This window comes from Mycobacterium sp. ML4, assembly GCF_054515735.1.
The window spans coordinates 60423-75254 of sequence record NZ_JBTNSY010000020.1 but is presented as its reverse complement, the minus strand read 5'-3'; the positions used below and the strand labels follow the sequence as shown (position 1 = coordinate 75254).

10 protein-coding genes are annotated in these 14832 nt (G+C 66.6%); 3 read left to right on the top strand and 7 right to left on the bottom strand.

Annotation, left to right across the window (positions count from 1 at the left end):
• Positions 1-121 precede the first annotated feature (121 nt).
• The gene (locus tag ACX9NE_RS21705) at positions 122-835 is read right to left on the bottom strand and encodes a histidine phosphatase family protein (protein WP_459363104.1); all 714 of its coding nucleotides are present in this window, start codon (positions 833-835) and stop codon (positions 122-124) included.
• A gap of 91 nt (positions 836-926) precedes the next feature.
• On the opposite strand from ACX9NE_RS21705, the gene ACX9NE_RS21700 reads away from it, so the two are divergent.
• The gene (locus tag ACX9NE_RS21700; RefSeq protein WP_459363105.1) at positions 927-1796 is read left to right on the top strand and encodes a MaoC family dehydratase; all 870 of its coding nucleotides are present in this window, start codon (positions 927-929) and stop codon (positions 1794-1796) included.
• 69 nt (positions 1797-1865) lie between these two features.
• On the opposite strand, the gene ACX9NE_RS21695 is transcribed toward ACX9NE_RS21700, so the two are convergent.
• From ACX9NE_RS21695 to ACX9NE_RS21670, 6 genes are all read right to left on the bottom strand, one after another.
• The gene (locus ACX9NE_RS21695) at positions 1866-3296 is read right to left on the bottom strand and encodes an APC family permease (RefSeq protein WP_459363162.1); all 1431 of its coding nucleotides are present in this window, start codon (positions 3294-3296) and stop codon (positions 1866-1868) included.
• 100 nt (positions 3297-3396) lie between these two features.
• Positions 3397-3681, bottom strand: coding sequence for a hypothetical protein (locus ACX9NE_RS21690; RefSeq protein WP_459363106.1), 285 nt, complete (start codon positions 3679-3681; stop codon positions 3397-3399).
• Positions 3682-3817: 136 nt separating this feature from the next.
• On the bottom strand, positions 3818-4258 hold the full coding sequence (locus ACX9NE_RS21685; protein ID WP_459363107.1) for a TA system VapC family ribonuclease toxin: 441 nt from the start codon (positions 4256-4258) through the stop codon (positions 3818-3820).
• On the bottom strand, positions 4245-4517 hold the full coding sequence (locus tag ACX9NE_RS21680; protein WP_459363108.1) for a hypothetical protein: 273 nt from the start codon (positions 4515-4517) through the stop codon (positions 4245-4247). Before ACX9NE_RS21680 ends, ACX9NE_RS21685 begins: the two co-directional genes overlap by 14 nt.
• A 153-nt stretch (positions 4518-4670) precedes the next feature.
• Positions 4671-5789, bottom strand: a complete 1119-nt coding sequence (otsB, locus tag ACX9NE_RS21675; protein WP_459363109.1) for a trehalose-phosphatase — start codon at positions 5787-5789, stop codon at positions 4671-4673.
• Positions 5790-5825: 36 nt separating this feature from the next.
• Positions 5826-6947 carry a wax ester/triacylglycerol synthase domain-containing protein gene (locus ACX9NE_RS21670; RefSeq protein WP_459363110.1) on the bottom strand — a complete coding sequence of 374 codons (1122 nt, stop codon included), beginning with the start codon at positions 6945-6947 and terminating at the stop codon, positions 5826-5828.
• 321 nt (positions 6948-7268) lie between these two features.
• On the opposite strand from ACX9NE_RS21670, the gene ACX9NE_RS21665 reads away from it, so the two are divergent.
• Positions 7269-10550 carry an error-prone DNA polymerase gene (locus ACX9NE_RS21665; RefSeq protein WP_459363111.1) on the top strand — a complete coding sequence of 1094 codons (3282 nt, stop codon included), beginning with the start codon at positions 7269-7271 and terminating at the stop codon, positions 10548-10550.
• Between the two features lie 126 nt (positions 10551-10676).
• A complete protein-coding gene (locus ACX9NE_RS21660) occupies positions 10677-14825 on the top strand; it encodes a SpoIIE family protein phosphatase (protein ID WP_459363112.1) in 4149 nt (1382 codons plus the stop codon).
• The last annotated feature ends 7 nt before the right edge of the window (positions 14826-14832 follow it).

The window sequence follows — 14832 nt, the reverse complement described above, 5'->3', positions numbered from 1 at the left end:
TCAACCGTGACGCGCGAAGCAAGCGTGCAGCCGTTTCACCCAGACTGAAAATCTGCAGCGGAATGCGGGGGTATCGGCCTGCTGAAATACAGCCTTTGCGAGGCGGGCGAGTCGGCTGCGATCAGCTGAAGCTGCGCACGCCGTCCCAGTCCACCAGGGTCCAGCCGGTGACGGGGTTGCCGGTGATCACCACGCGTCCGACATTGGGCAGCGGGTGGCTGTTGAGCAGACTGAGCTTGGGATTCTTGACGTTCATCAGCGTCCACACCATGATCGCCGTGCCCTGGGAGAACACCGCCGGCTTGTTGTGTCCGCTGTCGTAGATCTTGCGGATGGCCGTGCTGAACTGGGAATTGAAATCGCTGCCGCTCACCGAGCCCGGGATGCTGGTGTTCACGTCGCCGTCCACCCAGCGGACCGGTGCCAGCATGTATGTCGAATTGGCCATCGACTCGGGTTTGCCGTTGTACCAGCCGGCGTTGATCGACTGCAGGCCCTGCAGGACCTCGACCTGCCGGCCGACCTCGGTGGCCAGCGGCCCGGCGGTCTGCTGATCGGCGGCCATGGGGGAGGAATACAACGCGTCGAACTCGGTGTGTCCGACCTGATGGGCGAGCTGTTGGGCCTGGCCCTTGCCGTCGAGGGTGAGGCTGGGACCGGGGACCGCGGTGTCGATGATGCCGTCGGCGTTGGCCTGGGATTGCGCGTTGCGGATGAACGTCACCGTGATGCTGCGTGCCTGCGGGTTGCTGCTGCCGCAGGCGCCGACGGCCACCACTACCGCGGCGACAGCAACGAATTGGGACGCCCGCCGAATCAATGTGCGCTTCACCATGGCGATAGCCTGCCCTGCCGACACCGTCGGAGGGAAGGGTTTGCGATGGTTACTTCAGCGAAATTGCGGAATTGAAATCTGGAGGAGACGCATGGCGATTGACCCGAGTGCCGTCGGTGCGGTGACCGAGCCGCAGTTGTTCGAGTGGACCGACCGCGACACGCTGCTGTATGCGCTGGGAGTCGGTGCCGGGATCGAGGATCTGTCCTTCACCACCGAAAACAGTCACGGCATCCCGCAGCAGGTGTTGCCGACCTACGCCGTGATCTGCTGCCCGGCGTTCGGAGCGGCCGGCAAGGTCGGAACGTTCAACTGGGCCATGCTTTTACACGGGTCACAGACCGTCCGGCTGCGCGCGCCGCTGCCGCCGGCGGGCAAGCTGTCGGTGGTCTCCGAGGTGACCGACATCCAGGACAAGGGTGAGGGCAAAAACGCCATCCTGATGTTGCGCGGAACAGGCACCGATCCCGAGACCGGGACACTGGTCGCCGAAACGCTCACCACGCTCGTCATCCGCGGCGAAGGCGGCTTCGGTGGTGAGAAGGGGGAGCGGCCGGTGGCGCCGGAGTTCCCTGAGCGCGAGCCCGACGTCCGCGTCGAACTACCGACCCGCGAGGATCAGGCACTGATCTACCGGCTGTCGGGAGACCGCAACCCACTGCACAGCGACCCCTGGTTCGCCACGAACCTGGCCGGATTTCCCCGGCCGATCCTGCACGGACTGTGCACGTACGGGGTGGCGGGCCGCGCTCTGGTTGCCGAACTGGGTAACGGCGTCGCGGCCAACGTCACCTCGATTGCCGCGCGCTTCACCAAGCCGGTGTTCCCCGGGGAGACCCTGTCGACGCTGATCTGGAAGACCGGACCGGGCAGGGCGGTGTTCCGCACCGAAGCATCCGGGGCCGAAGGTCACGGGCCGCGGTTCGTGCTCGACGACGGTGAAGTGGAGTACGCGGGCTGACACGGCGATCGCAAGCGCGGCGGAGCCGGGCGCTGGGGGCACCTCCCGCTTGCGGGGGACGGGTCGTCGTCATCGGGACGGGCGATCGCGGCGCGCGTCAGCCGGTGCGGTCGGTCGCCGCCACCGGGCCTCGCGTTCGGTGGACCGGTAGTAGTGGATGTAGGCGGCAGCGGGCACCGCGATGAAGGTGCCCGCGATCAGCACGATCGAAAAGTAGTTGGCACCGCCTTGCGGGGTCAAGAGTATGGTCCGGTAGTCGAAGGACACCGCCAACGCCCCCGAGATGACGACGGCAACTATCGGTAACACCTTGTCGGTCAATGGGTTTCGGTTCCCCTCGGGTTGGCCTGCGGGCCGCCCGCGCGCCAGTTCCATCAGCGCGATCGGAACGATGATGAATTGGATGAATCGGGCGATCACCGCCAGCCCGGTCAGGTTGTCGTTGTCGAAGCGCAGCGCCAGCGGAAATGCCAGCGCCAGTGCCGCGGTGATGCCGAAAGCCGTCATGGGAACCCCGAATCGGTTCTTCTTCGAGAGTGCGGGCGGCAAGGTTCTGGTGTCCGCCAATGCCGTCCACAGCCGGGGTGCGCCGAATGATGCGGCCACATTGATGCCGAACATCGATACCAGGGCGCCCAGAATGACGATGGTGCGGAACGCGTCGTTGCCGATGGCCGCCGCCAGCTTCACCGTAGCGGTCGATTGGACGATCTTGTTGGATCCCAACAGCATTGCCACCGTGACCGCGAGGGCGTACACGGTGCCGACGGCCAGGATTGCCAGCGGGATCGCTCGCGGCAGGGTGCGTTCGGGTTCTTCCATCTCCTCGGCGGCGTTGGCGATCGATTCGAAACCGGTGAACGCATACAGTGCGGCCACGGTGGCCAGGACCACGCCGCTCAGGCGGCTTTGCCCGAGGTCGACGAAACCGAACAAGGCGTATGGGGCGGGTTGAAAGACGCCCGGGTCGCTTGCCGTGCCGTAGTTGTTCACATGCTGGGTCGCGACGACCCACAATCCGCCGGCGATGAACACGGCAAGGGCGGAAACCTTGCCCGCGGTGGAGATTCCGTTGGCCCACCTGATCACCCGGTTGCCGAACAGGTTGATCGCCAACAGCACCGCGATGAAGAGCAGGAACGTCAACGTCTTGACGCTGACCAGATCCGTGTCCTGATCCCAATGTTGTTGCGGAAAAGCAACTCGCAGCAGCGTCGAGACGAACAGTGACGCGAGTACCCCCCACGCGATGGACGCGATGACGGCATGCGTGACGCCGACGTAGATGGCGACTCGCTGGCCGAATGCCGCGTTTGTGTAGGCATAGGAGGCGCCGTTGGTCTTCACGTACCTTGCCGCTGTCGCGAAGACGATCGCCATGATGCCGGCGAACAGGCCCGCCAGTAGGTAGGCGACGGGCGCCAGTGGACCCGCGAGTTTGATGACCGCGCCGGGGGTCAGGAAGATGCCTGCCCCTATGATCGCGTTGATGCCGAGCATGACAACGCTCGAGAAGCCGAGCTTGCTGATAGCGCCCTCCCTCACCGCGCGTTCCCAGCGCCAAAGCTAGAGAGTGCCATACAGGCGGCGCCCGGCCGGATCAGGTGCCGTTGCCGCCGTGCGCGCCGGCAATGCCGAACAGCGTGCCCTTGTTTCCGCCGGCGGCGCCGAGCCCGCCGGTTCCAGGGACGAGACCGGTTCCGCCGTTGCCGCCGTTGCCGATCGTCTGCGCGCTGCCGCCGTTTCCGCCGGAGCCGCCATTGGCGCCGTTGCCGGTGCTACCGCTGGCGCCGCCGCCGACACCGACCCCGGCATTGCCGCCGTCGCCGAACCAGGCGCACAGCGTGAACCAAACGGCGGCTACGCGGACTGTTGCGCCGTGCATTTCACACTCGGCGCGTGGTCAGGGCTGCCGCACGCCCGTGCCGAGAGTGCCGGCGTTCATCGTGCCCGTGTGTTACCCAACGCTGACCCGACACGTTGCCGCACCGCACCCGAAATGTGCGGCGACGGCGTTGCGGTCACGACGACATACCAAACGGAAGCCGCCAGCGTAGGCCCGGAAATCGAGCGAATGAGCGGTCGGTGGTAATCCACGTCGCGCCGTTTTCGATTGCGAGCGCGGCATGATAGGCGTCGGGGACAATGTTGGCCTTGGCGCCGACTTCGGCGCATAGGGATTCGAAGATGCCCCAATGACGAGGTCCTGGCCGTAACGCGACGGCGGCTGGTGCTGAACGCAACGCACGACACGAGTCCAACGCTTGCCGCGTGGTGCTCGGCTGCCGAAACACTCGATGGTTGGTGAGCAGCCGAACTACCGAAGACAGCGCGAGTTCGCTTATCCCTACCGGTTCATCGCCGGTAAGAATCTCGGTAAGCCAGGTCCGGTATGTCGGATGGTCTACGCTGTTGTCCTCGCGAATAGCGAAAATGCAGACGTTCACATCAAGGAGCAGCATTGTCGCCCATCAGTTCGGCGAGGGCTTCCTTGTCGTGCAGATCGAGGCCGGTCTGAAAACCCCCGGCGCCGTGCGTTGGCAGCCGGAACTCGCGGCTACCACCGTTGTCCTCCTCGCGCCGAAGCATGGCGCGTAACGCGTCCTCCAGAACAGAGCCGAGTGAACGGGATGTTCTCGCGGCTATCACCTTCGCTTCGGCCAGCAGGTGGTCCGACAGGTTGCTCTCAAGAGTGAACGGGGCGCCGAGCGTGAACTTCACGACGGCCAAACGGCGCGTCGCGTCGTGTATTTTACCTACGGCGGCCCGATTTGCGCGACGTGGCAGTCCTCCCGAACGAACTGCCCGGGAGACTGACTCGGATCGCGAAGCCGCATACGGATTTCGGCTAGCGGAATTGCGAAGTTTCAGTGGTTAATTCACGTCAGCGTCAGATAATTGCCGGGCCAGTCGACGGGTGAACTCGGCGACCTGGGCCGGACTGTCGAGAGCGAACAGCGCCGCGGTGGCTCGATCGCCGTCGTCGTTGTGCCGCACCAGAATTGGGATGCCGTCGGCACGCACCGCGTCGAACGCGTCCTCGTCGGTAATGTCGTCGCCGAGATAGACCGGCAGGAGCTGGCCCGCCCGGGCACCGAGATGGTCCATCACCCAGCGCAGCGTCTTGCCCTTGTCCCAGTCGAGGTCCGGGCGCAGCTCGATGACTTCGCGACCGGTGGTCACCCGTAACGCATCGCGCTGTCCCGCAGTACGCACCGCCGCCGCCACCTCACCGACCCGGTCGCGGGCGGCGTTGCGGTAATGCACGGCCACGCCAAAGCGCTTGTGCTCCACCACAACACCGGGAACCGGTCCGAGTTTCCCGCGCAGCTGGGCCGCGGCCTCCTCGAGCACCGGTATGGCCGCCGCCGCTTCCTCGTTCTGGTGATGGGTGCCGTCGGGTGCGGTCAGCTCGAACCCGTGACTGCCGGCATACCAGATGCCGGGCAGGCCCACGCGTTTGGACACATCGGCCAGGTCGCGGCCGCTGAGTATGGCGACCGGACATTGCGCGGCCAGCTCCTGCAGTGCCTCCGGCGCACCGGCGACGGGCCGGGCCGCGTCGGGATCGTTGACGATCTCCGACAGGGTGCCGTCGAAGTCGAAGAACACCGCGGGCGCCCGGCCGGCCAGGTCGACCGCGACCCGCGCATCGGGAAGCTCGGACATGTGCTTGTCTCCGGTGCGAACGCGGACCTCATCTTGCGCGGCAACCACCGCGTCGGCGCCATCGACCGGCGCGCGGCCGACGGCGATCACCAGCGCGAAACCGGCGCGCCGGGCGGTCGCGACACCGGGTGCATCCGATGCGACGACCGCGCATCGGCCCGGCCGGGTACCCAACCGCTGGGCCGCACCGACCATCCCGTCGGGTGCGCAGACGGCGGTACCGACCCGAACATCGTGCAGGCGGTCGAGCAGCGGTGGCGAAGACGGCAAGGCCGCGTCGAACAACACCGCATCGTGATGGCGTGGATCGATGGTCACCGGCATGCCCCACCTTCTCACGGTGGTCGATGCGGGTGTTCGTCAGTGGCGTACTCGCGCGGGCGCCGGTGACGGCCGCCACCGTGCCGCGCCGTTGGGCAGTGCGCGGCGCTTGCGCCGGCGGTCGAACAGCACTACCGAGTCCCGGCTGAACGCGATCAGCCGCGCCATGCCCGATTCGATGCCGGCGGCAAGCCGGTCGATGTCCAGGGCGGCGTCGTAGTCGGCGGTGATGCCGAAGACCAGGTCGCCGTCATAGCTGAGCACCGTGACCCCGATACCCGGGTGGGTAGGTGGGATCGGCAGGATCCGCTCGAGCCGTCGACCCATCAGCCGCAACCGGAATCGTGGTCCGGGAGCGGCGGCAGCCAGCGTCACGGCGTGTCGCGGTGAACGGGTCAGCGCCTGAAATGCCCTGGCGCACAATGCGAAAGGGGACGCTGGTGCGGCGCTGGGACCGGTCTGCCCGCACAGCGCGCGCAGCTGCTGGATGGGGTTCTGGTGATCGACGGGCAGGTGCGTCAACGCCGGCCCGGACACGCGCAGCGAATCTGCCCGCGGCTGTTCACCGCGTTGCATCAGCACCGCGCGGAATGCCGCGGTGATCGCCGTGAACGCGACGTCGTCGGCAGGGACGCCGAACTTGCGGGAGAGGTGGTCGACGGCGCCGCGGGGGACGACCACCGCACGGTAGCGCCGCATGGTGGGCGGCCGATTGCCGGCCCGTGCAGGGCGCAGGGCACCGCTGACGGCGCGGCTCGCCGCCTGCCTCACGATGTCGGCCCAGCTGGCCGACCCGACGGGTGAACGGGTTTCGGCGGCTTGTGGATCGGTGTACATGTCGCTGGCGTCCTCGCAGAGCCGGGCGAGTAGGTGTGCCGCAGCGGACTCTTGAGCCGATTTGATCAGGACCGCCCAGCAGTCGTCCGGCAGACCTTCGATGATCCAGCATTCCCACGGTGGGCGGTCGGCGTCGAGCGGCCGTTGCAGGGCCTGGGCGATGACGCCGAACAGTTCGCTCTCGTCGCCGGGGACCGGGAGAGCCGCTCGTTGCACGTGCGCAGAGATGTCGTATGACAGCGCGAACCGTTGCGCCAGCAGATCTTTCATCTCGCTGGGGCCGGGGATGGGGCCGGCCACCACGGCGAGTGCTCCGGTGGTCATTGCGGCGTGTCGGCCCGAGTCCGGAGCTCTGGATTGTCCCGGGTGCGGTGTCGTCTTGTCCGGTGTCGTGTGTCGTGCCATGCCCAGCCCCCGCCGTCGTTTCTCCAATCTGTACCAGTATCGGGGCGGTGCCCGCACCTGGGGAGGTCAGCCAGGTTAAGAACGTGTTTTGCAGATAAAGGCGCTTTTAACAGCGGCGATGCGCCGGCGCGCGGCGCTGTTCGCGAATCGTTCGGACGCCGTTGTCACACTGTTCGAGGGGCCGTCGCGTGCCGTAAGCCTAACTGGCTGATCGAACAGACGTTCGATAAGCTGGACGACATGGGTTGGTATCACGGGCCACCGAGTTGGGCTGAAATGGAACGGGTGCTCGACGGCAAGCCGCGCCATGCCGGTGAGGTGGTTCCCGTCGTGCCGGCCGGTGACGCTCCGTTGTCGCACAAGCGCGGGTCCTACACCGCTAAACCGGCCGGCCCGCCGGCGCGGTCGTCGGTCGCCTACGCCGAGCTGCATGCGCATTCGGCGTACAGCTTCCTCGATGGAGCCAGCACGCCGGAAGAGATGGTCGAGGAGGCCGCCCGGCTGGGTCTGCGTGCCCTCGCGCTGACCGACCACGACGGCCTCTACGGGGCGGTGCGGTTCGCCGAAGCGGCTACCGAACTCGGCGTGCGCACGGTGTTCGGCGCCGAGCTGTCGTTGTCGTCGGTGGCGCGCACCGGGCAACCGGATCCACCCGGTCCTCATCTGCTGGTGCTGGCGCGTGGTCCGGAAGGGTACCGACGGCTGTCCCGGCAACTGGCCGCCGCGCATCTGGCCGGTGGCGAGAAAGGCAGGCTGCGTTATGACGTCGACGCCTTGACCGAAGCGGCCGGCGGACACTGGCACATTCTCACCGGATGCCGCAAAGGGGCGGTGCGGCAAGCGCTTTGCGCGGGCGGCCCGGAAGCGGCGAAACGGGCGCTGGCCGATCTGGTGGACCGGTTCACCGCCGAACGGGTCAGCATCGAACTCACCCATCACGGTCAGCCTCTCGACGACGAACGCAACGCGATGCTGGCCGAACTTGCGCCGCATTTCGGGGTCGGCGTCCTCGCCACCACCGGGGCCCATTTCGCGGCACCGTCGCGACGCCGGCTGGCCATGGCGATGGGTGCCATCCGAGCCCGGCAATCCCTGGACGCCGCTGCCGGATGGCTGGCCCCACTGGGCGGCTCACACCTGCGCTCGGGTGAGGAGATGGCCCGGTTGTTCGCCCAGCGGCCCGAGGCGGTGGCCGCCGCCGCCGCGCTCGGCGAACAGTGTGCCTTCGGCCTGGCGTTGATCGCGCCACAGCTGCCGCCGTTCGACGTCCCGCACGGCCACACCGAGGACAGCTGGCTGCGCACGTTGACCATGGCGGGCGCCGCCGACCGCTACGGGTCGGCCGACCTCGCCCCACGGGCGTATGCCCAGATCGAACATGAACTGAAAGTCATTGCCCAGCTACAGTTTCCGGGCTACTTCCTGGTGGTGCACGACATCACCCGGTTCTGCCGGCGTAACGACATTCTGTGCCAGGGCAGGGGGTCTGCGGCCAACTCCGCGGTCTGTTATGCACTGGGGGTGACCGCGGTCGATCCGGTGGCCAACGATCTGCTGTTCGAGCGGTTCCTGTCACCTGCCCGCGACGGGCCGCCCGACATCGACATCGACATCGAGTCGGATCAGCGCGAAAAAGTGATCCAGTACGTCTACGACAAATACGGTCGCGACTATGCCGCTCAGGTGGCCAACGTCATCACCTACCGGGCGCGCAGCGCGGTGCGCGACATGGCGCGCGCCCTGGGGTTCTCGCAGGGACAGCAGGATGCGTGGAGCAAACAGATCAGCCACTGGAGCGGGCAGCCCGCCGATATCGAGGGCATCCCGGATCAGGTGGTCGACCTGGCCGAGCAGATCCGCAACCTGCCACGGCACATGGGCATCCACTCCGGTGGCATGGTGATCTGCGACCGTCCCATCGCCGATGTGTGCCCGGTGGAATGGGCGCGCATGGAAAATCGCAGCGTGCTGCAGTGGGATAAAGACGACTGCGCGGCAATCGGTTTGGTGAAGTTCGACCTGCTGGGGCTGGGTATGCTCTCGGCGTTGCACTACGCGCGGGACCTGGTGGCCGAACACAAGGGCATCGAGGTGGATTTCGCCAGACTCGACCTCTCCGAGCCCGAGGTGTACGAGATGCTCTCCCGGGCCGATTCGGTGGGCGTGTTCCAGGTGGAGTCGCGGGCCCAGATGGCGACCCTGCCGCGGCTGCGGCCCCGGATTTTCTATGACCTGGTGGTGGAGGTTGCGCTGATCCGTCCCGGGCCCATCCAGGGCGGGTCGGTACACCCCTACATCCGGCGACGCAACGGCCTGGACCCGGTGGTCTACGACCACCCCTCCATGGAGCCGGCCCTGCGAAAGACGCTGGGCGTGCCGCTGTTTCAGGAACAGCTGATGCAACTGGCGGTCGACTGCGCCGGATTCTCCGCCGCCGAGGCCGACCAGCTGCGGCGCGCCATGGGTTCCAAGCGCTCGACCGAACGCATGCAGCGGCTACGCGGCCGGTTCTACGACGGCATGCGCTCCCTGCACGGCGCCTCCGATGAGGTGATCGACCGGATCTACGAAAAGCTGCAGGCGTTCGCCAATTTCGGTTTCCCGGAAAGCCACGCACTGTCCTTCGCGTCGTTGGTCTTCTACTCGTCGTGGTTCAAGCTGCATCACCCGGCGGCGTTCTGTGCGGCACTGCTGCGTGCCCAGCCGATGGGTTTCTATTCGCCGCAGTCGTTGGTGGCCGACGCGCGCCGGCACGGGGTGCTGGTGCACGGTCCGGACGTCAACGCCAGCCTGGCGCATGCGACCTTGGAAGACGCGGGGAATGCGGTCAGATTGGGGCTGGGCGCCGTCCGCCATATCGGCGACGACCTGGCCGAGAGGCTGACCGAGGACCGAAAAGCCAAGGGCCCGTTCATCTCTTTGCTGGACCTGACGTCCCGGCTGCAACTCACCGTGCCGCAGACCGAAGCGCTGGCCACGGCCGGAGCGCTGGGCTGCTTCGGAATGTCCCGACGGGAGGCGCTGTGGGCGGCAGGGGCCGCGGCCACCCAACGTCCGGACCGGCTGCCCGGGGTGGGCTCGTCGTCACACGTCCCCGAGCTGCCCGGGATGAGTGAGCTGGAGTTGGCCGCCGCGGACGTATGGGCCACCGGCGTCTCCCCGGACAGCTATCCGACCCAGTTTCTGCGGGCCGATCTCGACGCGATGGGGGTGGTGCCGGCGGCCGAGCTGGGTTCGGTGCCCGACGGAGACCGGGTACTGATCGCGGGGGCGGTGACGCATCGCCAGCGGCCCGCGACCGCCCAGGGGGTGACGTTCGTCAACCTGGAGGACGAGACCGGGATGGTCAACGTGCTGTGCACGCCGGGGGTGTGGTCGCGGCACCGCAAGCTCGCGCATTCGGCGCCGGCGTTGCTGATCCGGGGCCAGGTGCAGAACGCCAGCGGGGCCATCACCGTCGTGGCCGAGCGGTTGGGCCGCATCAGCCTGGCCGTCGGCTCGAAGTCCCGGGACTTCCGCTAAGCCGTTTCACCGGAAGTGATTTCACAGCGGGAAAATTCCTCAATGCTGAGCAGGCGCATAAAAGCGCCTCGTCCACGGCTCGCAACGTTAGGGTGGTTCTCGCTGCACGACGCATGGAGGGTGAAGATGGCTGCTTCGGGTGTCGGTGGCCCCGAGCGGCCAACGGATGCGGCGCTGTTCGTCGGCGACAGCGAAATGGCGGCGCGGATGGCCCGCTTCGACTGGTCTTCGTCAACACTGGGGCCGACCGAGGACTGGCCGGCCAGCCTGCGCGCCGCTGTTGGCATCTGTCTGAGCTCCAGGTATCCCATGGTGATCTGGTGGGGTCCCGACCTAGTGCTCCTCTACAACGATGCCTGGATTCCGATCCTGGGACCGCAGAAACACCCCGCGCTGGGCCGACCGGGTAGGCAGGTCTGGCCGGAGGTGTGGCATATCGTGGGTGCCCAGCTCAACAGCGTGCTCGAGACGGGCAAGGCGACGTTTTCCGACGACCAACTGTTGCCGACGTTCCGTCCCGGTTATCTCGAAGAGTCCTATTTCACCTATTCCTACAGCCCGATACACGACGAATCCGGAGCAGTGGGCGCTGTTTTCACCGCGGTCGTGGAGACCACCGAACGGGTGATCAGAGAGCGCCGGCTGCGCGGGCTACGGGCTCTCGGGGAAAAGACGGCGTCGGCTGCCACCCAGGATGGGGCCGGCGTGGAGACGGTGTGCGTAGCCGCTCTATCGGCACTGGCCGAGGACCGCTCGGATATCCCCTTTGCGGTCGCCTATGCGCGTGGTCCCGGTTCGGAGACGCCGTGCCTTATTGCATCGATGGGCCTCACGGACTCGTCGCCCGTATCGACCGTGCCCCCGTCGTTGCTGGACGGAGGGTGGGGTGGTGACTCCGCGCCGTCAGGTGGTGCCTCGGTGCGGTTCGTCTCGATGCCACCCGAGTGGCAGGTGTCCACCGGAGCGAACGCCGTCGGGGACGACCGGCCGGCGACGGTGGCCATGCTCTTGGTGCAGCCGGGGGATCACGATCTGCCTGCGGTAATGGTGGCGGCGGGCGTCACACCGCATCGGGTGCTCGACGACGAGTTTCGGGGGCATCTGCAACTGGTATCGGCCCAGTTGGGCCGCGCGATCGGCGATGCTCAGGCGTATGAATCATCGCGCCGCCGTGCCGAAGCGCTGGCCCAACTCGACAAGGCCAAGAGCGATTTCTTCGCCAACATCAGCCATGAGCTGCGGACCCCACTGACCCTGATCGCCGCGCCGGTCGAAGACAGCTTGCACGACGTGCGCGAGCCGTTGGGGCCGCTGCAACGGCAGCGGCTCGAAATCATCCAACGTAACGCCACCCGGCTGCGTCGGCTGGTCGATGATCTTCTCGATTTCGCCAGCATCGAAGCCGGCAAGAAGCAACCCGAGCGCCAATTCGTCGACCTGAGCGCGGTCACCAGAGAGCTGGTCGATTCCTTCGCCCCGGCCGCGGAGCGAGCGCGGTTGCGGCTGTTCAGTTCCATCGATACCTTCGCGCAACCGATTGCCGTCGACGTCAGCATGTGGGAGAAAGTCGTGCTCAACTTGCTGTCCAACGCGGTCAAATACACCCTGGCAGGGGAGATCGAGGTAGTGCTGCGCCAGGGTGCCGGCGTAGTGGAGTTGTCCGTGCGCGACACCGGAGTTGGTATCGCCGACGAAGAGCAACCAATGCTGTTCGACCGGTTTCACCGCGTACGGGGACGCCCCGGCCGCAGCCACGAGGGCACCGGAATCGGCTTGGCTCTGGTCGCCGAAATGGTGCGTCTGCACGGCGGCAGCGTGGGTGTGGTTTCCGAAGAAGGCGTCGGTAGTACTTTTACGGTGCAATTGCCCCTGCACTGCGAGGCCATCACCAGCGAGGTGATGGCGCCCGCCGCGTCGACTCGTGCGGCGATGTCGGCTATCGACGCGTTGTGGGATGACGCGAAGGACATACCCGCCCGCAAAGATGGTGAGCCCGCCGGTACGACGGACGACGCGGCAAAGGCGTGTGTTCTGGTGGTCGAAGACAACGCCGACATGCGCACGTTCATCGCAGGTGTACTCACCGCGCACTGGCGGGTGTTGCAAGCGGCCGACGGCCTTGAAGGTATCGAACTAGCACTGGCCCACCGCCCGGACCTGATTCTGACCGACGTCATGATGCCGAAACTTGACGGCTTTGGGCTGTTGAAGCAATTGCGTGCGGATCCGCGCACGGCTTCGCTGCCGGTGATCATGCTCTCGGCCAGGGCCGGCGCGGAGGCAGCCTTCGGTGGCCTTTCCGCGGGGGCGGACGATTATCTGGCCAAGCCATTCTCGACCGCCGAACTCCTTGCCCGGGTGCAGTCCAACGTGGAGATGGCGGCGTTCCGCAATCGGGAGGCGGAGTTTCGCCGCACCTTGACCGACTCGATGCAGGAAGGCTTCTTCCTGGCCGACGAACGCGGAACCGTCATCGAGGCCAATCAGGCCTTTTTGGCGATGACCGGCTATGACGCGGGTGGACTTCCCTACCCCTGGCCGCAACCGTGGGTGCCGACAGCCCAGTCCGATCCGCAAGCTTGGTCGCTCGTCGAGGATGCCCACAAGCAGGCTCTCGACGAGGGCCGTGGTCACTTCTGCCTACCTTTGCGCCATCGCGACGGGCGTCGGGTGTGGATCGACTGCACATCCGCGACGGTGACCGATACTCATGACGGCCGGCGAATGTTCGTTGGAACCGCGCGAGATGTCACCGTCGAGCGCCTCTTCCGGCAACGTGAGGCGACGGTGTCGCGTTTCGCGGCAGCTTTGGCGCCCAACCGGTCAACACGCGCTCTGCTCTCCGCGGCGGCTGAGCAGCTGATGAGCATTTTCGGAGCGATTCAGCTCGTCGCTTCGTGGACGCTGGACCCTGGCCAGCGCATGCTCCTCAGCTGGCCAGACGCAGTTGAGGACGGCGAACTCGATCCGCAAGTGCTGGAAGCCCTGGGTGCCGCCCTGAATCGTCCCGCCGCGTCGGTCCGGAGCGAGCCGACCACGCGTGGCACCCGGCTGCTTACCGCCTCGCTGGGCCGACCGGGAGCGGCGGCGGCACTCGCGATGGAACTGGACACAGAGGTCGAGGACGGTGACCTCTTTCGGGACCTGGCCCGAGATCTGGCCCATGCGTTGATCATCGCTCGCGAGGACGAACTGACCCGGGCAGCGGCTCTCACGTTCCAGCACGCCATTCTGGGGCCGACGCAGCTGCCGCATGGGTTCGCCGTGCGGTACACCCCGGCGACCGAGCCTTTGGCGGTGGGTGGCGACTGGTATGACGTCGTGGTACTCGACGAGACCCGCACGGGAATCATGGTCGGCGATTGTGTTGGTCACGGCCTACCGGCCGCGGCCGTCATGGGACAGCTGCGATCCGCTGCCCAGGCGCTGCTCCTGCGAGCAGCCGAACCCGCTCAGGTGCTGACCGACCTGGACCTGTTCGGGCGCCGCATGCCGGCGGCGATGTGCACCACTGCGTTCTGCGCGGTCATCGATAAAGCCACCTCCACCATCCGTTACAGCAGCGCCGGCCACATACCCCCGATCGTGATTGCCCCCGGTAACTACCTGCAACTGCTCGACAGCGCGATGTCGCTGCCACTGGGAACGACTGCCGATCTGCCGCGCCCGGAGGCGCAGATGGTGTTGCCGGCCGGTGCGACTTTACTGCTCTACACCGATGGGCTCATCGAGCGCCGGGGTGAATCCCTGACCGTGGGTATCGACAGAGCGGCTGCGCTTCTTGACCACTGCGCCGAACTGCATCCGGAGCAGGTGGCCGACCGCGTGGTGACGGAACTGATGCCCCCGGACGGATACGACGACGACGTCGCGGTGTTGATCTATCGTCATGCCCCGCCGGCTTTGCGGGTGCGGCTGCCCGCCACCGCGTCGAATCTCGCCGCAGTGGGCGCCCGGCTGCGGCGTTGGTTGTCAACTGCGGCTATTGATGGCGATACCGCTGGGCAGGTGCTGTTGGCTATCGGCGAAGCGACATCCAACTGCGTCGAGCATGCCACCCGAGAAAGCTCCGGCCCGGTTCTGATGGACGTGACAGCCGAACTCACGGCGCAGGGGCTGGCGGTGACTATCGCCGACAATGGTCGCTGGCACCGGCCGCGGGTCGTCGACCCTCATCGTGGTCACGGCATCGTGGTGATGAGGGCCAAGTTCGACGTGGTTACGGTCATCCCCACCGACGACGGGACCAGAATCGAGATGCTGAAGAAATTGTGAGTTCGCT